The organism is Rarobacter incanus (assembly GCF_006715765.1).
Lineage (GTDB): Bacteria > Actinomycetota > Actinomycetes > Actinomycetales > Cellulomonadaceae > Rarobacter > Rarobacter incanus.
In genome coordinates this window covers 2,011,736-2,036,221 of the sequence record NZ_VFNV01000001.1, presented here as the reverse complement: position 1 = coordinate 2,036,221, position 24,486 = coordinate 2,011,736, and the positions used below count along the sequence as shown (strand labels likewise).

17 protein-coding genes and 1 tRNA gene are annotated in these 24,486 nt (G+C 65.9%); 1 reads left to right on the top strand and 17 read right to left on the bottom strand.

Annotated features, from left to right (window positions below; all coding sequences use genetic code 11):
- Positions 1 to 68: 68 nt before the first annotated feature.
- Positions 69 to 150: transfer RNA gene (locus FB389_RS08365), tRNA-Tyr, on the bottom strand.
- A gap of 140 nt (positions 151 to 290) precedes the next feature.
- On the opposite strand from FB389_RS08365, the gene FB389_RS08360 reads away from it, so the two are divergent.
- The gene (locus tag FB389_RS08360) at positions 291 to 788 is read left to right on the top strand and encodes a YajQ family cyclic di-GMP-binding protein (RefSeq protein WP_211345023.1); all 498 of its coding nucleotides are present in this window, start codon (positions 291 to 293) and stop codon (positions 786 to 788) included.
- On the opposite strand, the gene FB389_RS08355 is transcribed toward FB389_RS08360, so the two are convergent.
- From FB389_RS08355 to FB389_RS08280, 16 genes are all read right to left on the bottom strand, one after another.
- Complete coding sequence (locus FB389_RS08355) at positions 775 to 1,137, bottom strand: hypothetical protein (RefSeq protein WP_142112685.1); 363 nt, start codon at positions 1,135 to 1,137, stop codon at positions 775 to 777. The two genes, FB389_RS08360 and FB389_RS08355, sit on opposite strands and share 14 nt — an antisense overlap.
- 12 nt (positions 1,138 to 1,149) lie before the next feature.
- Positions 1,150 to 2,043, bottom strand: a complete 894-nt coding sequence (htpX, locus tag FB389_RS08350; protein WP_142112683.1) for a zinc metalloprotease HtpX — start codon at positions 2,041 to 2,043, stop codon at positions 1,150 to 1,152.
- A gap of 1 nt (position 2,044) precedes the next feature.
- On the bottom strand, positions 2,045 to 3,418 hold the full coding sequence (locus FB389_RS08345) for an FAD-dependent oxidoreductase (protein ID WP_142112681.1): 1,374 nt from the start codon (positions 3,416 to 3,418) through the stop codon (positions 2,045 to 2,047).
- A 183-nt stretch (positions 3,419 to 3,601) separates the two neighbouring features.
- Positions 3,602 to 4,579: an FHA domain-containing protein gene (locus FB389_RS08340; RefSeq protein WP_142112679.1), complete on the bottom strand. Its 978-nt coding sequence runs from the start codon at positions 4,577 to 4,579 to the stop codon at positions 3,602 to 3,604.
- The gene (locus tag FB389_RS08335; protein ID WP_170207940.1) at positions 4,566 to 5,591 is read right to left on the bottom strand and encodes an RDD family protein; all 1,026 of its coding nucleotides are present in this window, start codon (positions 5,589 to 5,591) and stop codon (positions 4,566 to 4,568) included. The genes FB389_RS08340 and FB389_RS08335 overlap by 14 nt, the downstream gene beginning before the upstream one ends.
- 77 nt (positions 5,592 to 5,668) lie before the next feature.
- Positions 5,669 to 6,712: a polyprenyl synthetase family protein gene (locus FB389_RS08330; RefSeq protein WP_142112675.1), complete on the bottom strand. Its 1,044-nt coding sequence runs from the start codon at positions 6,710 to 6,712 to the stop codon at positions 5,669 to 5,671.
- A gap of 83 nt (positions 6,713 to 6,795) precedes the next feature.
- Positions 6,796 to 7,497 carry a class I SAM-dependent methyltransferase gene (locus tag FB389_RS08325; protein ID WP_142112673.1) on the bottom strand — a complete coding sequence of 234 codons (702 nt, stop codon included), beginning with the start codon at positions 7,495 to 7,497 and terminating at the stop codon, positions 6,796 to 6,798.
- A 78-nt stretch (positions 7,498 to 7,575) separates the two neighbouring features.
- Positions 7,576 to 9,423, bottom strand: coding sequence for a S1C family serine protease (locus FB389_RS08320; protein ID WP_246043593.1), 1,848 nt, complete (start codon positions 9,421 to 9,423; stop codon positions 7,576 to 7,578).
- Positions 9,424 to 9,497: 74 nt separating this feature from the next.
- Positions 9,498 to 11,168: a 2-succinyl-5-enolpyruvyl-6-hydroxy-3-cyclohexene-1-carboxylic-acid synthase gene (gene menD / locus FB389_RS08315; RefSeq protein WP_170207939.1), complete on the bottom strand. Its 1,671-nt coding sequence runs from the start codon at positions 11,166 to 11,168 to the stop codon at positions 9,498 to 9,500.
- Entirely contained in the window at positions 11,165 to 12,124 is a 960-nt protein-coding gene (locus FB389_RS08310; protein WP_142112669.1) for an o-succinylbenzoate synthase, read from the bottom strand. Before FB389_RS08310 ends, menD begins: the two co-directional genes overlap by 4 nt.
- Positions 12,117 to 12,506, bottom strand: coding sequence for a hypothetical protein (locus FB389_RS08305; protein ID WP_142112667.1), 390 nt, complete (start codon positions 12,504 to 12,506; stop codon positions 12,117 to 12,119). The genes FB389_RS08310 and FB389_RS08305 overlap by 8 nt, the downstream gene beginning before the upstream one ends.
- Positions 12,499 to 13,335, bottom strand: coding sequence for a PP2C family protein-serine/threonine phosphatase (locus tag FB389_RS08300; RefSeq protein WP_142112666.1), 837 nt, complete (start codon positions 13,333 to 13,335; stop codon positions 12,499 to 12,501). The genes FB389_RS08305 and FB389_RS08300 overlap by 8 nt, the downstream gene beginning before the upstream one ends.
- A complete protein-coding gene (locus FB389_RS08295; RefSeq protein ID WP_142112664.1) occupies positions 13,332 to 15,794 on the bottom strand; it encodes a transglutaminase domain-containing protein in 2,463 nt (820 codons plus the stop codon). Before FB389_RS08295 ends, FB389_RS08300 begins: the two co-directional genes overlap by 4 nt.
- Complete coding sequence (locus tag FB389_RS08290) at positions 15,791 to 17,014, bottom strand: DUF58 domain-containing protein (protein ID WP_142112662.1); 1,224 nt, start codon at positions 17,012 to 17,014, stop codon at positions 15,791 to 15,793. Before FB389_RS08290 ends, FB389_RS08295 begins: the two co-directional genes overlap by 4 nt.
- A 154-nt stretch (positions 17,015 to 17,168) precedes the next feature.
- A complete protein-coding gene (locus FB389_RS08285) occupies positions 17,169 to 18,125 on the bottom strand; it encodes an AAA family ATPase (RefSeq protein WP_142112660.1) in 957 nt (318 codons plus the stop codon).
- A 101-nt stretch (positions 18,126 to 18,226) separates the two neighbouring features.
- Positions 18,227 to 24,430: an Ig-like domain-containing protein gene (locus tag FB389_RS08280; RefSeq protein WP_211344982.1), complete on the bottom strand. Its 6,204-nt coding sequence runs from the start codon at positions 24,428 to 24,430 to the stop codon at positions 18,227 to 18,229.
- Positions 24,431 to 24,486 lie beyond the last annotated feature (56 nt).

Below are 24,486 nucleotides of genomic sequence, written 5' to 3'. Positions count from 1 at the left end.
GAGAACAAAATCGGATTTACGTCCGCCGACGAAGCGCCGGACGCGCGGTACTGCCAAGTAATGCTGCGTGGCGGGTGAGGGATTTGAACCCCCGTAGCATGACGCGGCTGATTTACAGTCAGCTCCCTTTGGCCGCTCGGGCAACCCGCCTTGCCCGTTACCGGGCGGAACCACTTTACTAGGTAAAAGCCGAAGTGCGAAATCGGCACTCACGGGCCCCGATATTTCGCTTCCCGCACACCGCCCGCCTAGTCTTAGGGCACCTAAGTTTTCTCTGCGAGAAGGGCATGATTGTGGCCGATTCATCATTCGATATCGTCAGCAAGGTGGACCGCCAGGAGGTAGACAACGCGCTAAATCAGGCGGGAAAAGAGGTAGCGCAGCGCTACGACTTCAAGAACGTTGGCGCATCGATCGCGTGGAGCGGTGAGAAGATCGTGATGGCCGCGAACTCGGCCGAGCGCGTACTCGCGATTCTCGACGTATTCGAAACGAAGCTCATCAAGCGCGGCATTTCCCTCAAGTCACTGGAGGTTGGAGACCGCGAGCCCAAGCCGTCCGGCAAGGAATATCGCCTCGAATCGACGATCAAGGAGGGGCTTGCCGGGGACGCGGCGAAGAAGATCACCAAGATCATTCGCGACGAGGGCCCCAAGGGCGTGAAAACTCAAATCACTGGCGACGAGGTCCGCGTGACTTCGAAGTCCCGCGATGCACTGCAGGACGTGATCACCCTTCTCAAGGGCGCCGACCTCGACTTTGCCCTGCAGTTCGTCAACTACCGCTAGTGTCCGACGAGCCGTCGCCCGCGGCGGACTTCCCGGTCGAGTTTCCGCGGATGGAAATCGACTGGGGGGTTCCGTCAATCGAGTAGTGGATCTTCATCTCGTCTGATTCCCATTGCCGATTGCCCGGCACCGGCGATTCAACCGGCACCGATCGCTGCCTCTCGCGTTCCAAATTGGCGTTGTGTTGCGCGGGGTTGAATGCCTCATCGAATCCCCCCAGCGCGCCCCCGGCGCCGCCGCCGGCCATTGTCCCGTCGGGCTGCGCGAACGCCCTAATCGCCAACACCAACACGCCGACCGCGACAACCACGCCGCCGACCCACAATGCAACCGTCAGAACTAAGCCCATGACGCAATTCTCTCACCGAAAGTTGCCGAAGGCGCCGCCCTGCGCCATCCGCTCAAGCCGGGCGATCCGTTGATCCATCGGCGGGTGGGTAGCGAACAGCGATTTGACGCGCCCTGCGAACGGGTTCGCAATCATGACGTGCGAGACATTTTCGAGCTTCGGAGTGTCGGGCAGCGGCGCCCGGGACGTGCCTATCTCCAGCTTCGCCAATGCGCTGGCCAGTGCGAGCGGGTCGCCCGTTAGTCTGGCACCGTCCTCGTCCGCGTCGTACTCGCGCGTGCGCGAGATCGCCAGTTGGATGATGGACGCGCCGATCGGCGCCAGTAGGGCGATGCCGAGGGCCGCGAGCGGATTCGCGGAGTCCCGATCCCGGCCGCCACCGAAAAACATCAGGAATTGCGCGATCGAGGAGATAACACCCGCGATACCCGAGGCGACGGAGGCAGTCAGAATGTCGCGGTTGTATACGTGCATGAGTTCGTGCCCCAGCACCCCGCGCAGCTCGCGCTCGTTCAGGATCTGCAAAATTCCCTCCGTGCAGCACACGGCAGCATGGCGTGGATTGCGACCGGTGGCGAACGCGTTCGGCGAGCTAGTGGCGGAGACGTACAAAGCAGGCATGGGCTGGCCGGCCCGCTGGCTCAGCTCGGAGACGATACGGTACATCTCGGGCTGCTGCTGTGCGGTTACCGGATACGCCTGCATGGCGCGCAGCGCAATCGACGCGGAATTCCAGTAGCCCCAGGCGGTACCGGCCAGGCCCAGCACGCAAAAGAAAACAAGCAGGCTGGACGAGTCCCGCCCCACCAACGCCCAGATTCCCAGCAGGACGGCCCACATCCCTGCGAACAGCAAAGTTGTCTTCAAGCCGTTGAAGTGTCTGGTCGAAAGCGGAGCTGAACTCATATCACGCCACTGGTGTCCTCGATGCGCCGATCATTTCCTCGCGGGTGGGGACCTTTACCCGTTCACGGCCTTCTGTCTCCCCGAGATGCCGCTCGAAGGCGTCCAACTGCAACCAATCCTGCCAGCGCAAATAGGGGATACCCCGTTGCTCAAGCAAACCTATGATGGCCTGCGGATCCGGATTCTTGGCGGTAGGTAACGCCGCGACGTCTTCCACCAGATTAGCAATGGTTTCTGAAGCATCCGACTTCGTCGATCCGATGAGGCCAACCGGGCCTCGCTTGATCCAACCGGATGTGTAGAGACCCGGGACCTGCACCCCGTCGTGATCTATCACGCGTCCGCCCTGGTTGTTGATCACGCCCTTCGCCGCGTTGAATGGCACGCCATCGACGGGGCTTCCGAAGTATCCGACCGCGCGATAGACGGCCTCAACCGGCCAGTCGTGGAAAACGCCGGTGCCGCAGACGGTGCCATCGCCATTGAGTGCGGTGCGTTCGGTCCGCAGCGCGTCAACCTTGCCATCACCGTTTTGGTCCAGGATCGCAACGGGCGCCGCCAGGAAGTGAATGTGGAGTTTGCGGCTGGCGGTCTGCGTAGAGGGGTCTACCAGAGCCCAATCCGTCAACGTCTTGACGACCTGCTTGACCTGATTCGAACCCTGAATTGCGGCCAACGATCCCTCATCGAATTCGAAATCCTCGGGGTATACGACGACGTCGACGTCGGGGACATGTCCCAATTCCCGCAGTTCCAGCGGAGAGAACTTCGCCTGCGCCGGTCCGCGTCGCGCGAAAACGTGGACATCGGTGACGGGCGATGCCTTGAGCGCGCGGTAGACGTGGTCGGGGATCTCCGTCGAGTGGAGGTCGTCCGCGTGCTTGGCGAGCACTCTCGCTACGTCGAGCGCGACGTTGCCAGCACCGATGACGGCGACCCTCTGCGCCTCGAGCGGCCAGGTCTGCGGGTAGTCAGGGTGCGCGTCATACCAGGAAACGAAATCTGCCGCCCCATACGATCCATCGAGGTCGATACCGGGGATATCCAGATCAGCATCGCGGATGGCGCCCGTCGTGAAGATGACTGCGTCGTAGTAATCCTGTAGTTCCGTCACCGTGATGTCGTCACCGATCGTGACGTTCGAAATGAGCCGGATATCGCCGCGGTCCAAAACCTTGTGCAGAGCATTGATGATTTGCTTGATACGGGGGTGGTCGGGCGCGACCCCGTAGCGGACCAGGCCGAACGGCGCCGGGAGCCGCTCGAACAGATCGATCGATACCTCAAGGTCCGTCTTCGACAGGATGTCGGCCGCGTAGATCCCGGCTGGTCCAGCCCCGATCACCGCAACACGCACAGGGCGATTTGTGGTCACATCTCCTCCAGAATTCCGTTCAGTCCGCCGGTCAGCGCAAGGGCGCGGCCGAGGCGTTGGTGGCCGCACAAGGCCCGCCGTGAAGTCAGCGGACCAAGGCCAGCGATGTAGCCGGTGACGCTAGCACACTGGTTTTCTCGATTTGAAGGCGGTCCCAGGTTGCGAGACGGAGACGAGAGTCGCCTACACCTCTTGGACCAGGAACGTCGCGCCTTCTCCGATGTCTACTACCGTACCCGCAGGAACTGACAGTGGGACCCCCGCGGCAAGCCTCTGCTTGCCGCGGCCCGGGATCAGCACCTCCACGCCATTGGTGGAATTCAGGTCGGTGACGACCGCGCAATTGATTCCTTGCTCGATCATTGCGTGAGTCCTGGAGATTCCCCGTCCCGGAGAATCGAATGCAACGAGGTGCGGCTGGGGGGCGTACTCCGAACGCGGGTCGATCGGCGCCCGCCCCACGATGACCGGCCTATCGAGTTCAACGACTATCCCCGAGCCCAAGACCAACTTGTAGGGCGATGAGGTGGCCTCGTTCCCATTGGAGCTGGTCGCGAGGTCGGCGGATTCTCGCTCGAAATGCGGGTTCGCCGCGGCAACCAATTCGCTGATGAGTTCGACATCCGCAATATCGTCGGAACGCGACAGGCTTGCCGGGGAAGCGATCACCGTGGCATCCAAATCGTCGAGAAGATCGTCGATCTCGGTTGCCTCCACCGCGGCCGTCGGTTCGACAAACGATGTCACCTGCGAGGCCCCCACCAGCCCCGACTCGACCTGCCACCCTTCGCCCAATCGCGGGGTATGTTCCGGCAACAGGACCGTGACCCGCAGGGCGTCCGGAAACACCCGTTTGACGAGCTGACCTGCGCCATCTCCCACGATGTGGACCACGCCCGCGCCGTCTTGCACCTCCGCGCGGGCTCCGCCGCGCGCGGCGACGTGCAATCCATCCGCGCCGAGTGCTGCCGAGGCGAAGGGGACGAAGTCGTGCCCAAAGTGCTTCAGAATCACTTCGATGGCCTCGCTCGCCATCGTGCGCTCGGTCTTGTGCCACAGCACGGAGGCGGCATCGTCGCCGATCTCCGGGCCCACGACCGCGATCCCCCCGGGACGGATGACGGCCGCCGCTTCGCCTGCGATGTACCTACTGGTCAACATGGTGTTGCTCCCTCGAGATCGCTCGGTGCAATCGAAACATGTGGTCACCTATTTCTACGACATCGTGTGGGTCGACCTTGACCCGCACGCTCTGCATACAAGGTACCGTTTCCCCGCCCTTTCGGTGAATTCGCGTCCCATTGGTCGATCCGATGTCGCACGCCCACAAACCCCGTCTCCCCGGCAATAACAACACGTGGTTGCGCGAAACCGAGCGCTCGGGGTCGTGCAGGCGGACGGTGTTATGCGCACCAGGGGCGGCGCGCGGGCACCTGCCGACGATCGTGGGTCCCGCCACCACGATGGATTCGCCCGCCGCCGAACGGAGTTCCCATGTCGGTGTTTCCCGCCCGTGCGGGGAAGCCACCACGGTCGCCCCAGCGGCCACCTCGAAGTGATCGACGTCGCTTCCGCGTATCACCGGCGCTGGTGGCGGCCCCGATTGCTCGCTGAATTCGCATGGCGGACGGTACTGCGCCGGGGCCTTTGTGCCGGGGGCAAGGGCATCCGCTGCGCACGCGCCTTCCCCCGGCGGTGCGAGGTTCGAGTCGCCGGATCGCGGGTCGGCGCAGATCGGGGCACGCGCCGTTGGGGGCGCGGCGGCCTCGTTGGGAAATCTATGCCTAGTCGCGTTCGACGCAACGATAGTCACGCACGCTAGCATCCGGTCGTGCCATCCGATTCCATCCGGGTCCCGCAGTGCGCTCACCATCACCCACGGAGCCACAACGAGCAAGATCGTACGACCACTGGCGCGGAACGCGCCGACCGGCATACCCGTATGGCTATCGACCAGCCGAAGCCGCATGAGGGCGCGCCCGGGGCTCCAACCCGCCACCCCGAGCAGCACCGCGTAGCCCGCGCCGACAGCGACGGCAACAACCGTCCCCAGGCCGCGGACGGGGAGCGACAGGCAGGCTGCCGCGACGCACGCCGCAACACCGGCGTCGATTGCGGACGCGATAGCACGCACCGCGCCCGGGGCCTGATTGGCTGGTGGAACCCCGCGCATTCGGTGACCTCCCCTGGTCTCAAGGAACACGCTCACGCTACCGCGGGCCGCACCCGGCGCCCCGGATATCCACAGCCCTATTGGGTGCGGTCCACCATCGCCCATGCGAATCGCTCGAGGGTTTGGCGCACCTCGCCCTGCGGCAGGTTCTCCAGCTCGCCCACCGCACGGCCCACGTAGTCCTTGGCAAGATCGAGTGTTTGGCTCACCACCGAGTGCCCGTGCAACCTGGCCAGGACCGCCTCGAGGGTGGCGTCATCGCTAAGGTCGCCATCGATTGCAGCTAGCAACTCGGCGTCGTCCCCGCCATCCTCGCCGCTCGAAACCCGCTCGCGCAGCAGCAGTATCGGCATTGTTACAACGTGTTCACGCAGGTCAGTGCCCGGCGTCTTGCCGGTCATGGAGGCGCCCGGCAACAGATCGATCACATCATCTGCGAGCTGGAAAGCGACGCCGACCAACTCGCCGAAGCGGCCCACGGCCTCCACGATCGACGGGTCACATCCCGCGAATTGCGCACCAAACCTTCCCGCGGTCGCCAAAAGCGAGGCAGTCTTGTCCGACAGGACCTCCAGGTAGTGTTCGCGCGGATCGTCACCCTCACGCGGGCCGACCGTCTCGTGGAGCTGGCCCAAGCAGAGTCGTTCAAACGTCCGCGCCTGCTGCAGCACCGCGTCCGGCCCCAGCGTCGCCACCGTTGCCGACGCGCGCGCGAACAGCAGATCGCCGGTGAGGATCGCAACGGTATTACCCCACACCGCATGCGCCGAGGGCGCGCCCCGGCGCAGCGGCGCCGAATCCATGACGTCGTCGTGGTACAGCGTCGCGAGGTGGGTGAGTTCCACCACGACAGCCGCATCTAGGACTTGAGGGCGCTGCGCGTCACCCAATTCGGCCGCTATCAGGGCGAAAAGCGGGCGCAGTCGCTTGCCTCCGGCCAGCGCCAAGTGACGCGAGGCCGTGTTGGCGAGCGCATCCGCGTTGGCGGCCGCGGCCAATAGCATCTCTTCGACCTTCGCAAGGCGCGGTTCCAGCGCTGCAGACAGGCGCGGCGATATCCACGGCCACGCACCCGCAGAGCTGCCATCCTCCGTCGCTATTGCCGACGCGGTGTTGGTCATACCGGAATGTTCCACCCTATGAACTTAGCCGGAAAAATAAGTTTGTGAGTAATTGATGCGGCGAACGACACATTTACGACCCGCTACTGCGGATCGGCGACTGGGCGCGTGCCGCGGTGGAGCGCGACAATCCCTCCCGCGAGGTTGCGATATGCGACGCGCGTCCAGCCCGACCGCACCATCAGCTTGCCCAACTCGACCTGGTCGGGCCACTGGGAAATGGACTCGGCAAGGTATTCATAGCTACCCGCCTTGCGGGTAACGGCCCCCGCCACCTTGGGCAAGAGGTGGTCGCGGTACCACGTGTAGCTGGCACGCAGCGGCCTTGCGGTTGGGCTCGAGAATTCGCAAATGAGGATGCGCCCACCCGGCTTGGTGACCCGCAGCATTTCCGCGAGCGCGCGCTCGGTGTCAACCACATTGCGCAATCCGAAAGATATCGTCACGACGTCGAACGTGTCATCGTCGAAAGGGAGGTTCACGGCGTCTGCCTGGACAAAGTCCACCTCGGGATGCCTGCGCATGCCCTCGGCGACCATTCCCGCCGAAAAGTCCGCCGCTATTACCTTGGCACCCGCCTCCACGAGGGGGACGCTTGAGGTTCCCGTACCGGCCGCAAGGTCCAAGATGTCCATCCCCGGTCGCGGATCGATTTCGCGGGTGACCTCGTGGCGCCACTTGCGGGTCAACCCCAACGAGAGGACATCGTTGGTGATGTCGTATCGCTGCGCTATCCCGTCAAACATCTCGGCGACTACCTGCGGGTCTTTGTCCAACTGGGGCATTGTCCTCGTCCTATCATGGCGGCGCCGACCGAAATCCGAACGGGTTCCGGCCGACGCCACACTGCTTGGTACCTTCGATTATCCCTGGTCGCTGTCGCCAAACGGGTTGAAGGGGTCAAAACCCTGGCCGCCTTGGCTGTTCTGATCGCTCTGGCCGCCTTGGCTGTTCTGATCGCTCTGGCCGCTCTTGCCATCCTGCCCGCTCTGATCATCCTGCTGGGTCGACCCACCGCTACTCGTGTCAGAATCGGCCCGCACCTGGAGGGTCACGCTGACCTCGATCTCCTTCGAATCACGGACCACGGTCAGCTTCACGACGCTTCCCGACGCCTTTGCGCGCACGAAACCGGTCAGCGATTCGGCCCCGGAGACGGTGTTGGAATCGACCGCTACTACCACGTCGCCCGCCTTGAGGCCCGCCGTAGCAGCCGGGGACCCGTCCACGACCTGCTCGATCTTGGCGCCCTGCCTGGTCGCTCCGTCGGCGGTCGCCTCACCGTCGCCCAACATGACCCCGAGGTAGGCGTGTTCCGCCTTGCCGCTCGAGATGAGTTGCTCACCGATCATGTTGGCAACGTTGGAGGGAATCGCGAAGCCGAGGCCGATAGAACCGCTCGAACTGGAGGTGCTGGACATCGTCGCTATGGAAGAAGTGATGCCCACGACCTCACCCTGCGCGTTGAAGAGCGGTCCGCCCGAGTTACCCGGGTTGATTGCCGCATCGATCTGGATCGCGTTGGTGACAACAGTTTCGCTGGAAGCTGAACTTGTCGAGGATGTCGAGACGGGACGGTTCAGCGCCGAGACGATGCCCGTGGTTGCCGTGTTCGACAGTCCCAGGGGGTTTCCGACGGCCATGACGGGATCGCCAACCTGCACCGTGTCGGAATCCGCGAATACCGCCGCCTTCAGGTCGTCGGGCGCGTCCTTGAGGCGGACGACCGCCAGATCCGTCGTCGCGTCCGTTCCCACGATCGTCGCATCGAAGATGCGCCCATCGGTGAGCGTGACGGTTACCTTCGTTGCGTCGCCCACGACGTGGTCGTTGGTCAGCACCAGACCCGCCGAATCTACGATAACGCCGGAACCTTCGCCCTCGCCCGACGCCGTCGTCACCTTGATTGACACGACCGACGGAGAGACCGCTGTCACGACCTTTTGCCAGTCCGGATTGTCAGTTGAGGACGAGGCCACCGGCACCTCTACGGTACTGGAAGATGAACTGCCAAGTTGTGCCGTTGCGGCGGTCGATGTTGCCGCCGCCCTCGGTGATTGCGTGGACTTGACTAGCAACGCGGTCGAGAAACTCGCGATCAGCGCGGCCGCCACGGCCACCGCAGACATCGCCAAGAGTGGGGATTTCTTTCGATTGCGGCGCGCTGCTCGGTTCTCGGGGAGGGATCCGGTAGCGGGCACCGCGCCGATCGGAGCCGCCCACCCGGGAGCGTGCTCCGCACCCGCCTCGGTCGCAAATTCAGCGGGCGACGTTGGTGCCGCGAAGGCCGACGCGTACTGCGGCGCGGCCTGGGGTTGCGTGACCGGCTGCGCCTGGGCGGCGTACCGGGGCGACGACTGCCCGTTGGGCGCGTATGGCTGGGCGGAATGGGCGGACTGCGCCGGCTGGACGGGCTGAGTCGGCTGCGCCGGCGGCGCGTACGGTTGCGAGGGCTGCACTCGCGACGCATCCTGACCTGCCGCCGAACCCGACGCAGCGTACGGCCCGGGAGCGGCGAAGGGGCTGGAGTTGAGGGTGCCCGACGTGGCACTCTCCGACCGGTCGGCGTCAACAGAATCGGCCGACCCTGCTTCCACCCGCGGCGCCGTAAACGGTTGGGTGTGGGCGAGCGGTGTCAGCCGTTGTGTGGCGTTCAGATCCTGGCCGGTTGGTTCGGATCCGAAGCGGTCCTTGTTGGGTTCCTGGTTCATGGGGTGACCTCCTTTGATGCCACTAAGCAAACACCACCAATCTTGATGCCCGCTCGGACAATGCTGGACGCTTCCTATGAAACGATCCGCGCTTCGATGACGCGCAACCCGCCGGGCCTGTCGCTCATCGCCGCGCGGAGTTGCGGCTCGGCGTCGACGCTCACGTAATCGGCGCCAAGCGCCGTGGCCACAGAACCAACCCGCACGCTCGGAGGCGTAACCAGCAGTTGCTCAACGGCCCTGCGGGCCCGCGAGTCCGATTCGGCAAATGCATCGTGTTCCAGCCCGCGAAATATGGTGCCTCCACCATCGGCCAGCACCACGATCGACAACCTAAGTGGGCGCTCGCCCGCGCTGCGATGTAGCCCCGCCATGTCGTGCAGGAAGGTCACATCGCCCATGACGGCGACCGTATCGGATGCGGGTCGCGCGTGCGCGACGCCGATCGCCGTGGAAACGACGCCGTCGATTCCCGCAAGGCCACGGTTGGAATGGATCGCGATTCCGGGGGGAAGGGCGGCCTCGTCCGCGTGCCTGATCGCCCTGGAAGGACCCAAGACCAGGGCCATCCCGGGTGCCAGCGACTCGACCACGGCTCCCACCGCCGCGCGCCCGCTAAGCCCATGCTCACCCCGCGAGGCACCGAACGCGCGCGGTGCGGCGGCCCCCGTAAGCCACAATCGCAGCCAGTCGCTCCGGCGGGCGCTCGGCGACGCATCGCGCAACCAACCGGCCGGTGCGCCCTCCAAGCGCAAGTGCGCGCGGCGAGCAGGATCGAAGAAGCGGTCAACGCCACCGTGCATCTGCCCGATCGAAATCAGCCGGATGCCGGGCGCGGATGCCAACGCGGATGCCTGGCGCGACAACGTCGGGCGGCCGAACACAACCACCTGTTCGAGTCGGCCGTGCGGACCGTCTCCGAAGAACCGGTCGATCGCTTCCCGGTACGACGGGACGTCGCAGGGTCCCGGCCCGAAGCCCGCGGTGATCTCGCGGATCAGCGGCCAACCCTGTGCGCGCGCCAGGCGACCCGCGTCCGGTCCCGCGTCGGAACCGGCGATCACGACCGTTCTATCGGTTCGAAGAATCCGTTGGCTTTGTGCGGCAGTGAGCCGAGCCGAACGCGGCGCGACGGGGGCGCTGGCGGCGGGCCGAACCTCCCCCGCTTCCACGCGATCTCCAAGATCCTGCCAACTGCCGTCGGCGCCGCTTGGTACCAGTGGGTCATCGAAGGGACAGTTCAGGTGCGCGGGCGAGTTGTCGCCGGGCCGGACGGCACCGGCGACGGCGTCGGAAACGGCCTTTTCGATGTCCGCCGGATCTGCGCAAGGCACGACGACGGTGCCGGTCGCCGGGCCAAACGCGCCCGCTTGAACCGTAGTCTGGTTCGCACCTGTTCCTTGCAAACGCTGCGGCCTGTCGGCCGTCACGGCGATCAGGGGTACGCCTGCGTGCGCCGCTTCCAGCATTGCCGGGTGCAGGTTGGCCACCGCCGTGCCGGACGTAGTCACCACGGCGACGGGCGCGCGGTCGGCGCCCAGGCTCAGTCCGAGCGCCAAAAAGGCTGCGGAGCGCTCGTCTGATCTGCTGAAGATCCGGCAAAGTCCGCGGTCGGCAGCGGTCGCAAACGCGTAAATCAGGGGGGCATCACGCGAACCCGGGCAAATGACGACGCTGCGCACACCCGAGGCGATCAAAGCGCGGACGATCGCGGTAGCGGCGAGCACCGCGGGTGGCTGTTTCACTCGACCAATTTACCCACTCGATGCAAGCGTTCGCGCCACCGGTCGGCCCGCGGGCCCGCTGCCGGCTCCCCCGTCGGGCCGCCGCGTTGAATATCCAGCGCCGCCGCAACGTCTAGGGCCCCCTGCGTCGGGACCAGCGACTTGGCCACGGGATCGTGCGCAAATAGCAAGGTGGTGGCGAGTCCGCAGGCAAAAGGCAATTCCGGGAGCGCCGCGGCCAAAGCGACCCCCGCAGCTATCCCGATGGAGGATTCGAGGGCCGAGGAAACTACGACCGGGATCTTGATTTGCTCGGCGATCCGCAGCGCGCTGCGGATCCCACCCAGCGGTTGCACTTTCAGCACCGCAATATCGGCCGCGTGTTCGCGCACCACGCGCAACGGGTCTTCCGCGCGCCGAATCGACTCATCGGCCGCGATTGGCACATCGACGTGTTTGCGCACATACGCCAGGTCCTCCACGGTGGGACAGGGCTGTTCCACGTATTCGAGCCCTCCCGCGGCGCGATCAAGCACCGGGATTCGCCGGATGGCGACCTGCGGCGACCACCCCCCATTAGCGTCGATGCGGATCCGCCCGCCGGGCCCCAACGCATCGCGGACCGCCTCCAGGCGGCTGACCTCCGCTGCCTCGGTGTCCCCCGCGGCAGCAACCTTCACCTTTGCCGTGGTGCATCCGCGCCCCCCGCGCACGATCTGGGCGGCCCGTTGCGCACCGACCGCAGGCACCGTGACGTTCACCGGTATGCGGGATCGCACGGGGGCAGGCGCTTCGGTATGCGCCATCTCGAGAGCGCTGCGCAGCCACGGCGCCGACTCGTTGTCGTCGTAGTCCCAAAACGGCGAAAACTCTCCCCAGCCGGCGTCGCCCCGCAGCAGGATGCCGTCGCGCTGGCGCAGGCCGCGAAACCGCGTGATCAAAGCCGTCTGATAGACCCACGGAACCAAGTCAGCCATGCCACCACCCGTTGAGAAGGTACGCTCCCGCCGCGATCCCGATCACGATCACGGACGCGTAGAGCATTATTCCACCGAAGCGCGGCCCCACAACGCGCCCGCGCGCGCGGGGCGGCGCGGGAACCCCGACACGGGTGCGCGTGGATGCAATAGCGAAGTCGCGCGTCGCCGGCGCGAGTTCCGTCGGCGGGCTGCGCAATGCGTACGAATCGCGCGCCGGTTCGGGAATCTGCGGCGGCGACGCACCCGGGGTGGGCAGGCCGCCCGCGGCGGACGCGCCCTGCACCACCGTGTCTTCCTCGTGCGAGGCAGTGGCCTCCGGTTCCCGTGCGGGCAGCTGCGGGCGAACTATCGTGTCGTCGCAGTCGGATTCGTCACTCATGTGTCCCGGCGCCCTCCCGCCGCCGCGATGGGGCCGTATCTTCGCTCGGTGCGTCGCTGGCGCCTTCGCCCGGGTCCTCGCCCACCGGCCCGTCGGCATCGCTAGCATCCACATCGACGAGTACCACGCTCACATTGTCTCGGCCCCCGTGATCGAGTGCGTTTTGGACGAGCGTGCGCACGGCCATCTCCGTATCGGGTACCGCCAATAGCACCTGCCGAATTTCGGCGTCCGACAATTCGTTCGTCAGACCGTCGGTGCACATCATGATGCGTTCACCCGGCGCAACGCGAATGGTCCGAACGGATGGTTCATGATCCGGGGAACCGAGCGCGCGGGTGATGACGTTGCGGTGCGGCGAGGTGCGCGCCTGCGCCGGGGTGAGGTTGCCGGAATCAACAAGCTCCTGCACGAGTGAATGGTCGATCGTGAGCAATTCCAAGGTTCCGTGCGCGAGCCTGTACACGCGGGAGTCGCCGATGTGAAAGATCATCCACTGATAGTTTGCGGGCCCGCCTACCAAAGCCGCTCCGGCCACCGTCGAGCCCGCCGCGCGCGCGGCGCCGCCCGAGATACGCTCGACATTCACCTGCGCATCCGCGAGCGCCCCCGCCACCTTGGTGCACGTCGTGGCGGCCCCCGGCGAGTCCCTTGCCAATTCCCCCAGCGTTGCGACCACCATCGCGGAAGCAACCTCGCCTCGTTCGTGCCCGCCCATCCCATCGGCGACCGCGAACACCGTACCGTCGGCCACGAAGGCGTCTTCGTTGTGGCTCCTGACCAAACCACCGTGCGTCAGTGCCGCAACGCGCGTCGCCATACCCCTCATGAGCCGCCCCCCTTAGTGTTCCCCGCGGCGCTGTAGCGCCGCCTTCGCAGTGACCGCCACGACGCTGCGCTCTTGATCCGCGCAGCTTTCGACATTTGCGCGCGCTCACGCGCACGGTACCCATGTAATTCCACCCAAAAGTCCTCACTCAGCCTCGCTGCGGGATCGTAATGCGAAAAGACGGCCCGATCGGCCAGGTCAGCGATGTATGCGGCGTTGTCGCCGCCGTAGAGTCGGGCCGTTTCCGCGCGGGTGCGGGCCCCAGGCGCGGGGCGGCCCGCGTCGATATGGTGGTCAACGAACTCATCCCACCCGGCGGTGATCTGGTCCTCCGGGGTCCCGCGGCGCCTCCGCCGGCGCCGCCGGATCGCCTTCGCGAGCAGCGCCAGCCACAGTGGGAGCGTCAGGACTGCCAGCGCAATGGTCCCGCCGCCGGCCCACGTCGCGATGCGGATCCACATCGCCGCCCGCGCCGCGTCTTCATTCCCGGATGGAGCTTCGGTGGTGCTACCCGTCCCCGCCTGGCCCCTGTCATCCGGCGGAGCGCTCTGCGTGGCCGCCCCGGCGTCTACGGGGTTGGAATACTGCCTGGGTGTTGGGGTGGGATTATCGTCGCGGAAGGAGTTGTCGGTGCGGGCCGTCGCCTCGATGCGGTTCCATTGGCCCGTCGTGTCCTGAATCTCGGTCCATGCGCGCACATCCCCTCCCCGCACCGATCCATCGGCCCTGACGTTGGCCCCCACCACGAGACGCGTAGCGAACCCGCCGGCCTGGGCGATGAGTGCGGCCGCGCTGGCGTACTGCTCGTCATCGCCAACGGTCGCGGCGCACTGCCGGTCGCTGGCCGAGGTGCAGGGTTCGTATGCCGGGTCGATCATGGGCGCGAAGATGTTCTGCTCAAGGCTGCGCAGGTTGTGTCCCGCGAAGCTCGGCCAAAATGTGTAGTTAGCGGGAAGATCCTCGAGCCAGGTCCCGCTCCGCGACCCGCCGGCGGCGGGATCGTCGAGGGAGTGCCCTAGATAGGACGCACTCATCATCGCCGTCACGGCGTCCTGCACGCCCCCCACGGTGGACAGGTCGGCGCCTGTCTGTGCAAGCCACTGGTACATCGCCGGTGCCTGCCGGGCGGTCCAGGCGGGAACGATCCCCGTCGATCGCCCCACCGCGTTGGCCAGCGGCATTCGCGAATACGTCAGGTGATAGCGATCCCCCGTGCTGAGCCCTGCGTTTTCATCCCTGGGCTCGACCACGATCAGTTGATCGGCCTGCGCGGAAAAGTAGGTCGCGTTTGTCAATTGCCGCGAATCTTTGCCGTGGAAGTCGATCCGGATCGGTTGTCCCGGCGACGGCACCCATACGCCCTCGTAGGCCCCCACCGTCACTTCGACAGTGGCCGCGGGCCCCGCCACGTCTTCGACCCGCAAGGCCAGCTGCCGGTATCCGCCTGCGGGATCCTGGTCCTCGGCGGCCACAAACGTGTCTCCGCGATAGCTGCTGAGAGTCGCAAGCCGAATTGTCTCGGGCACGTCCGGGCCGCTGACGCGGAGCAGTTCCGTGTTGATGTTGCTGGGCGTGAAGTAGGCCCTAAATCCATCCAGCGGGCTCGTGGCCGGAGGCTGCACCGTGGGTGAAGAGAACCACATGCGTGCCACGGATCGCGCGGGCAGCAGCGCCTGGCCAGGCCCCGCACTGACGACAACGGCGAGCACCATGATGGCCGTTGCGGCCGCCAGCCGTCCCGCCATCGCACCACTTCGCCGCGGCTTGCGCCGTCCTTTCGCGTTCACTCGCTGGGCGTATCTATACGAAACTCGCACGCGCCACGCCGCCCAAGCCAGCGCGGCGGCCGCCCACAGCGCTCCCCATACCGCTTCGCGCCCGACTTCCACATCACCGAAGAAATGAAGGACGAGTTCCCCCGGGTCCTTGGGCCCGGTACCGATAGCGAAAACCAATGCCGCGCCGACGGCGGCAAGCTGCCATCCAACGAGTCGCGGCCGGCGCACCGCCACCAGCACCGCGAACAGCGTGGTGGTGCCGAAAACGATGTACGCCGGAACGAGCACCGTTCCAAACGCGCCAAGGGGCTCGTCCAACGTGACCAGCGGTTTCCACGCCGTTACCGGTGCGGTCAGTAGTTGCGAGGCGCCATAGCCAAGGTTGGCTGGCAGGTCCCACAGTGCGGAGCCGATTGCCACCGGGATGCCCGTGATCAAATACCAGATCCCGTACGCCGCCCACACGCCGCGGGCCCGCAGCCACACTCCCCAGGTCAGGATGATTGCGATGGCAGCGGGTGCGCCTATTGCGAGCACGGCCGCGACCGCAAACCGCCACGAGCCGTATGCGGGCGCACAGATCACGGCGGCGATCGATTGCAGGATCACGATCGCGCACGCATCCAGGATCCAGGACGCGCGCCTGCTTCCAGTCCTCCACCCGTCGCGCGATTGGCTCACGATTTCGCACCCCGCACAAGCATTCCCCGCAGATCCTCGAGGACGGGAACTGTCGCGATCGTCAGGTCGGGCAGGACGCGGATTGCCGGTGGTGCATCCCGATTCGCGATGAGCGCCAGCACCCCCACGTCGCGCGGGAATTTCAGCGCCGCCGTCCGAAGCTCCGGGAGGGGCACCCGGGAACCGGCAATCATCACCGCCACCGAGATGCCGCGCACATCACGGTTCACAAGCTCGGTGATCTGCGTAAGTCGCGCCGCCCGCTCGACGCCCCGCACGGATGACAATTCATCGAGCAGCGTGCCCGCGGTCGTCGATTTCAGTGTCCGCAGGCTCGGGCGAACCGCGTCCTCGAACTCGGGTATCGGGGTCGGCACGACCGCGGAAACGTCCCTGCCCTGTCGGCGCGCGGCAACGGCAACCGAAGCGGCCAGGCAGACCGCGAGCTCGAATTCCTCCTCGTCAGCAAAGTCCGCCCGCCGCAGCGATAGCAGTACGCCCATGCGGGCCCGGCGGGTCTCCTCGAACTGCCGGACCATGAGCGTGCCCGTGTGCGCGGTCGCCTTCCAGTGGACGTGCCGGATTGCGTCTCCGGTGGCATACTCGCGCAGCGCGTGGAATGACATGTCGGCATCCGTGATCGCGGCCGTTGCGCTGCCCTCCAGATCGCGTATCAGCCCGGCTTCGCCGGTGGGAACCGCTACCGTGCGCGGATGGACGTAAAGGGTTTCCACCCGTTCCCAGGAACCTTCGATCCGCAACAAACGCAACGGGTCCGCCTTTACCTCGCGCGCTGGTCCGATGGGAATGACCGCGCGCTGTGCCGTCGGCAAGGCGAGATGCTCGATATGCTCGGCGCCCGGGCGAAGCATCGGAACATCGATCACCGCGAGGGTTTGTCCCATGGGAAGCTCCACGCGACCGGGCAGTGCGGTATGGGCGCCCACGTTCGTCACCACGACGGCCCCGGTTGCACTGTCGCCGACCGTAACACGCACTCGAAATACGCCCAGGTCGATGCCGTATTCGCGCCGCCCGACGACGAACGCCACGGCGGTCGCCAACGCGATCGCGCACGCAAACCCAACCGCACCGGCCCCCGCCCACCCGAGCGTCAACGCCAACGTGATCCCGGCGCAGCTTCCCGCCACGGCGAACCATCCGCCGGGAGTCAGTACCCGCGCCAGCCACTTGCTGGCACCGCCAACCGCGCGCAGCACTATTTTGACACCTCGCCGCGGCCGCACGGATTGCGGTTGGGAGAGCAGGTTCGCGGGTTGTCGGCTCTCGGTGCGCGCGCCCAAGTCACCCCTGCGGTAGTTGCTCGCCCGGGCGGATGCGCCTCGCGAAGGAGTCACTCGTGCTCTCGCTCGTTCACGCGTGCTTGTGGGGCGGTGGAACGTCGAGCAATATCTGGGCTACGACCGCGTCTGTGGTCACGCCATCAAATTCTGCTTCCGGATCCAAAATCAGGCGATGTGCCAGCACCGGGCCCGCCAATGCCTTGACGTCGTCGGGTGTCACGAACGAGCGCCCCTGGCTTGCCGCCCACACGCGAGTCGTTCGCGCCAAGGCGATGCCACCGCGCACGGATGCTCCCAACGCCACCTGCACCGCCGTGCGCGTCGCCTCTATGACTCGCGCGATATAGTCGGTTACGAGCGGGTCGATGTAGACCGCGCGCGCTACGTCGGCCATCGTCACGAGCGTTTGCGGGGTGATCACCGCCTCGGGATCGGGCAGATCGGACGCCTCGGAGATGATACGAATCATGGAGGTGTGATCCGGATAGCCGATCGAGGAACGCATGATAAAACGGTCCAATTGGGCTTCCGGGAGGCGGTATGTGCCTGCCTGCTCAACGGGGTTCTGCGTGGCGATGACCATGAAGGGGGGCGGCAGCCGCCGGGTTAGCCCGTCGACGGTAACGCTGCCTTCCTCCATCGCTTCCAACAAGGCGGATTGGGTCTTGGGCGACGCCCTGTTGATTTCGTCGGCGAGCACGATATTCGCGAAGATCGGACCGTGGTGGAAATCGAACTGACCGGTCTTTTGGTCGTAAACCGTCATCCCAGTGACGTCTCCGGGCAGCAGGTCCGGGGTGAATTGGATGCGGCTCGTCGACCCCGAAATTGTGCGCGCAATCGCCCGCGCGAGTGAGGTCTTGCCTGTCCCGGGGACGTCCTCAAGCAACAAATGCCCCCGCGCCACGATGGCCGTGAGCGCCAGCTTGACGGCGTGCTGCTTTCCAAACAGCACCGACTCAATGTTGCCTACCAGCCCCTCGAACGTACTTCGAAACCAGTCTGTCTCTTCCTGGGTGACTGCCATGTCTTGCTACCTCCTCGACCGTCGTGGCTGGGGTCGGCCCCCAAATCGATGTGCCAATCTATCGCGTGCGGCCCGTCGGGCGCGGCTATACAGTGCTTCCATCACCCGCCGCCCGCCGCACAGGCAATGGCCGGGAACGTGTGCGTGACCGCACTGAGTCCGCCTATCGGTCCGCGGAACGTCACGGTCGCGGTAAAAACATAATCCCCCGCCGCGTGCGCCGCACCGAATTCCACAAGCCCATCCTGGACCGAGCTGCCCGGCTGGGTGATGGTCACGTCGGGCTCACCGTGGTCCGAGGCAATGGACCAGGTCCAGTGGGCGGTCTTCGCGTTGGTGAGCGTCGGCGGCGCGATTTGGAACTGCGTGCAAGACTCCCCGGCGTCCAGCGCGGGCCATTGAACGGGGCCCGGTATGTAGCGCCTGTTGGTGGCAACCGAACCGATGCTGTACTCGGTCGGCAATACCTGGTCCTTGTAGCGAAGCCTCACTTTCGCCCGATACTCGACCGATCCGTTGACGACGTATTCGCCGGGGTCGGCCACAAGAATTGGCGTCAATTCGACCGCCGACCCCGGTGGAGAATAGGACGTCCTGTTGAGTTCGACCGCATACCCTCCGTCGCGCTCGACGATGTCGTACTTCAGGGTGTTTTGCACGGTATCGGTGTTGATCGCGAGGGAGATAGCTTGCAGGGACTGCCGCTGGATGCCACCGAATCTATCCTTCGGCGCGGATGTCAGGCCCGGCTTGCTTGCCAGGGGGCTCGCGTCGAATGCGACGGCGCAGAATGTCACCTGCGTTGCGGCATTGGCCGCCAGTCCGCCCGCGGGGCTTATCCCCTCGAGGTTCACCGTATCCGAATTGTCGGCGGCGGTGGCGACCTTGTCGGGCACGCACGTCGCCGCGGTGGTAATGGCCCACTTGATGCCCGCTGATCCGGCGATCTTGACCTGGGCGCTGAACGATTCTGCCGACACCTTGTCGGCCGCCGTGACCTGGCGGAATGCAGTGATGTCGGCGTCACGGACCCCGTAGACTTCGATCTCCACCGACGCCTGCGCGGGTTCCTGCGATTCGGCGGCGTTGGGCACGTCGCCGATCGCCCGCACCTCGATGCGCTCCCCGCCTGCGCTCACCGCGCGCAGCCGCACGGCACGTGCCGAACCGTTGTTGGGCATGGTGCCGGCAACGCGAGTCCCATCTTGCCGGTAGACCTCGAACCGCCTCGTCGAGCCGTCATCGCCCTGCACGATGTTGAGATCGACGAGGCCCGCCTCCGCCCCAGCAACGGGCTTCCAAGTGACGATAGGTTTGGCTGGGGCGGCATAGGCCCACGCCTCGAGGGCGCTCGACTGCGCGGACCATCCGGCACCGAAACTCACCTGCCCTGTGAATCGAATGCGCTTGCCCGCCGTGAGACCACTGACCGTGATCTCGCACTCGCCGCCCGTTGCCTGGCCCTCGCGGCTTTGCCCGCTGGACGAACTTAGCCGGCATCGAGTTATTTCTGCGGCGTTGTCCCGGGCGTTAGCCGCGACCCGCAATGTGACGGAGGTGGCGGTTGCAGCCACGAACGCGACCTTTGGGGGGCTCGGCACCCCGTCGTACGAGAGGATCACGAATCCGCTGCCGGTGTTCACGGTGCGCCCGGACGCCGCGCTCGAATCCGTGGCCGAATACCTGACCCGCACCCCCGCAAATGATGGCGTTGGGGACTCCTCAGTGCCGGGGTCAACCGTGATACCTATTCGACCTTCACCGAGATCGGTGCACGTGAGCGCGGCGGAGGCCGCCTTGCAGGAAGACGTGTCGAAATGCACCGCCCCCCCGTCCCAACCGAAATAGCGCGATTCCAGTTCCGGCCGCACGATATCGTCGAGCACATCGGAGTTGGCCTGCACAATCCGATCGAACCCGGCGAACCTGAGGTTGACGGTCGCATCCGCGAACGTGATGGGTCCGGTTCCTGCAGCGGGCTTCACCTCGATCACGATCGAGACTGTCACCGCTGGCGAAAAGCCCTTATTGTCCCGCAAAAGCTCGGCTTGCATCCGCACCACCTGCGGGCGGGCATCCTTTTCGAGATGAGTGACGGCTACGGTCCGCCCGTGGCCCTCAACGACCATGGCGTCCCCGGGGTCACCGGTGAGCCGGACCGCAAGCTGGGATCGGTCGGCTTGCCCACTCGCGCCTTCCCATCGGATGTAGGGAGTTAGGTCGATCTCGCGCTCGCTCGCGTCGCCGCCGGGGCGCACCACCAACGGTATCTGCGACTGCGTGAAGGCCGGGGGCTCGTCGATCAAAACGACAGTGATCGCGAACCGCAGCGTGGTCGCGCTATCGATTGTTCCCCGCCACCGGGCCGTAACCGTGCAGTCGTCGCTGACGGCCGCGGAACCGGTCCCGGGCGTGTAGGTGAGGGTGGTGCCGTTGACCGCGCACGAAGCCGGCGGTGACGCGGCGGCGCGCACGCCGCTCGGGCTCGCGGAGACGAGCTCCAGTGACTGCCCGGGTATGGTAACGATCTCCTCGGCCAGGTCGATCTTGAGCGTCCCGCCCTCGCGGACCGTGAAGGTTCGTTGCGGATTGCGACGCTCCGGCCGCAACGAGTCGGCCGCGGGAACGCGCACAAAACCGTAGGAGACGACCGGATAGTCGGACCCTGCGGTGATTGGCGATTCGAGTTCGAAGGCGATTACCGACGCCGCTGCCGTGAGCGTGCCAGAGACCATGCGGACCCCATCGGTGGAGCCCTGCGCTTGCGACGCGGTCAGCACCGCAATGCGGCGTCCGTTCATCGCGGGTGTGACCTTGTCGGTAATGACATCCACAGTGAATCGGGGGCGACTATCCACCGGATCAGTCCCCGTTATCGCCGCGTTGGAAACGTACGTGTCTTGCACGCGCGGATACTGCGGGACGCTGTCGTGCACGGATTCAACCACCACGTAGGCCTCGGCCTCACCGGTTTGCACCCCGCGTTCGCGGGCGGGATCGAAATCGCCGGTGCTATCGGCGATCCCCGTCACCACCGTGTACCGGTAGGTCGTGCGGCCGGCCAAGACTTCTGCCGCAAACGATTGGCGATCCTGCGTCAGATCGCCGACGGGCGTGTATCTCAAAGTCGTCCCACCCGCCGAGCGGTCGGCTACCGTATCGACCCGTTCAACACTCTGCAGAATCGCCTGCTGGCCGCCGGGCCACACGTCGTTTTGGAGCGGCGAGATTTCGATTCGGGAACCCTGCGCCTCGTACCGGTAATCGTTAAAGGCCACGGTGGTAGCGTCGGCGCCGACGCGGCTCACCACCACGGGCACGCTCTCCACCTTGCTGCCGCCCTCCACGCGCGCGGTGAAACGGATGGGAGCAAGCGAGCTGCCGCCCGGTGTTGCCGCCAGGTTCTGCTTCGATTCGACGGTGAGCGACCTGCGGCCCTCGTCAATTTCGACCCGCGCGACCTGCGGATCGACGCCCTCGACGCCCGCCAGGTACGTCTCGTCTCCGTCCGGGTCTCCGCCCGCTCCCGGCAACGCGATCGTGGTTGTTCCGCCCAGGGACACCTGACCGATCAGGCGAGTGATGTCGGGCGCCGATTGCCCCCCGGCGGGGCGCACGGTTACCACGATGCTTCCCTGCACCACTTTCGCCGGGTAGCCGCGGGGGTAGGCGTAGTAAGGGACGGTGTAGGTTCCGGGCGTTAGTGGCGCCAGTATCCGAACGACGGATCCCGCGGCGAAGGCGAGTAGCCCGGTGCCCGAATCGACCGTGTTGCTGCGCCCACGCGGCCGCGGGTCGAGTTGGATGCTCACGCCGGGTTCAGCCATGTCGTTGTCCAGCACCGAAACGTCCGCGGTCTGCCCGGCCGCGATCTGCACTGTATCGGTCCGGGTTATCAGCGTTGGGTTGTCTATTGGCGCTGTCAGGTACACGGTTCCGCTGCCTTGCAGGCGGATGGACCGGCCGGTGACCGACGTGGCGACCAGCGAATACGTGAACGATCCGGCCTGCACCACCTCCCCGTACGCGGGCGATCGAGCCGCGAAGTCTGCCGCCACCCGCACGCTCGAACCGTCGAACGCCTGCACGTCGATTCCGGATGCGCTCAGGGTTTCCGGCGTCGCCGTTGCTTCGGCCACGCCGGTCAATGCAACCGCGGTTCCGCCCGGGTTCGGCACAACCGCCAAGATGTCGATCTGCGTGTCCGTGCCCGGGCTGACGAATGCTCGGATCGGTGGCGCCACCACCGCGGCGGGAGCATCTACGACCGCAGTGACGCGGACTACTCCCGCGGCGAACGAGTCACCCGAGGTCACCTCGTAGGTGAGCGCCGGGAACGAACCGGCGCGCTTGGCCGTGACCACCAGTTCGGCAGGGTCTTGCCGGACTTCGGCTGCGAGCCCGTCTACATCTTGCTTGCCAAGCGCAATCTTGATGCGGTCGCCCACCCCCGAGATGGCGTCCGCCACAGCAATACGCATCGGGACTCCGACCACGGCGGTGACCGCCAGCGGCTCGACCAGCGGCTTCGCGGATTCAAGAATCGACACGCTAAGGTCGGATTCTCTCTCGGCGCCCCGTCCGTCCGCGGCACTGTACTTTACCGCGACGGTCGTGGCGTCCGCCTCGGCATCGGGCCGATACACGATGTGGTTGGCCGCGGTTGCGACCGCGGTCCCCGCGGTCGGCGCCAGCACAGTCAGCGCCACATCGTCTCCGTCGGGGTCGACCCAATAGCGCGCCACATCCACATTCAGCACGCCATCGGGGGCAATGGCGTATGAACTCGCCTCCTCGCCGCCGATCCGCACCTCGCGCGGAGCCTCGTTGACGGTGAACGGATGCACGCTCACGTCAATAGCCGCCTTCACCTGATGCCCACCCGCGGCGCTGCCGTCAGTGATGTCAAATGTCAGGGTGCCGCCACCCTGGGCGGCATCCCGGGCGTCGACGACGATGCTCGTGTTGCCGTTGCCCACCTCGGGGACGGGAAACGGGCTCTCTCCGGCCCATTCAATCGTGCCGGGAACGATCGTGATGACGTCTTCCGGATTCGGATCCGTGGCCCCGATGAGCACCGGCACGGAGGTAACCGACCCTGGCCGCACCCCAAAGCGCGCGTTCTCACCGCTGGGGGCCGTGGGCGGCTGGGGATCGGCCACGTCCGCCTCATCCAGGATCTCCTGGTTGTTGGCGGACCGGTCGATGTTGTTCCACTCGACGCTGGAGGCGACGAATGTCCACCCGGCGGCGTCGAGGATCCACGTCGCCCCCGTCGTCGCATCGTTGAGCACGGTTGCAGAACCGACCGTCCGCAGGACTACCCTGTCGGCGGGATCCGCCGCGGCGCCCGGCAGGGCGACCGGACTGCCATCGCATTGGCTGGCCACCATTGCGGTCCCGACCACCCACGCGGCAACCGCGCATCCCTGGGACACCGCCCGCGGAGCGGCAACCGCGACCCCTGCCCGCACGGAACCATCGAAGGGGCCCAGCCCGTCAGCGCTCACCGATGCGAGGCCCTCGGGGCCGGCAAGCAGCACGGACTCCGCGGTATCGGACGTCCCCAGGAGTGTTTGCTCGGGCAGATCGTCGGCGAGCCGGACATCATCGAGCCACAGGGCCTGGGTTTGCCCGCCAGGATTAGCGACGAGTGCCGCCCAATGCTCTCCAAACGTGGCCAGGGAGACGGCGGTATCTTCGCTCGCGGGCGGCTCAAAGGCAGCCAGTTCGCTCCTGTTCACCACTGACGGCGTCTGCTTGGAATCGAATTGCAGCAGTTCTTTGGTCGAAGTCAGGGCGGAAAACACTCCCTGGTCCGTCACGGAAACCGCAATCGCGGATTCACCGTCGGCGCCGCCCGCGGCCGCGGAATTGAGCTGCGTGCCCAGCGCCCCTCTGGACAGTTCTGCGACGGTGCCGGCGTATGCGTTCCCCGCATCGTCCAGCAATGCAACGTATTCTCCGGCAACCTGCACCTGCTCGATCACGACGCCCAGCGCAAGCAGGGTCGTCTCGTCGCTGAGAGCGGGAGGCAACGCGGGGTCAACGGGGAGGTATCGATCCCCACCGACCAAAACGGTTGCGGTGGCGCCCTGCACAATCCACTTCGGGAAAGTCGACAGGGCGGGTTGGATGTTCGTCAGCTCCTCGATTGACGTGTCGAGCAGGCCATAGAGCGGCCCGGTTCGGCTTCCCTGATCCCTGCTGACCCACACCGATGACGCGCTGGACCGCGGGACCTGTTCCTTCGCCGGTTGGGCCTTGGCGGCCACGATAAGCGCGCCGCCAGCGATGAGTGTCACGGCAATGATCACTGCGAGCAATCGCCCGGTGCCGCGCGAGCGGCCGCCGCGCGTCG